Below are 266 nucleotides of genomic sequence, written 5' to 3'. Positions count from 1 at the left end.
ACACGCAGCAATGGTTTAACTAAAAATGTGTCGAACGACACTGATATTTTAGTGCCGTCACTCGGTGCAACTTACACAGTAAACGACAACATCACTCTACTTGCTGGTATTCAACAAGGTTATGCACCAGCCGCGCCAGGTAATGCCGACCAAGAAGAAGAAAAAAGTGTAAATATTGAATTTGGTTCACGCTATAACGTAAGCGGTATTAATGGTGAAATTATTGCGTTTTATTCTGATTACGACAACATGCACGGTAATTGTAC

At 40.2% G+C, this 266-nt stretch carries 1 protein-coding gene; it reads left to right on the top strand.

From position 1 onward, the window contains the following. On the top strand, positions 1 to 266 hold a 266-nt coding region (locus AAEY57_RS20155; RefSeq protein ID WP_350608679.1), incomplete at both ends, for a TonB-dependent receptor domain-containing protein.

This window comes from Pseudoalteromonas sp. MER144-MNA-CIBAN-0113 (assembly GCF_040308965.1).
Taxonomy (GTDB): domain Bacteria; phylum Pseudomonadota; class Gammaproteobacteria; order Enterobacterales; family Alteromonadaceae; genus Pseudoalteromonas; species Pseudoalteromonas tetraodonis.
This window is presented reverse-complemented; position numbering and strand designations above follow the sequence as displayed.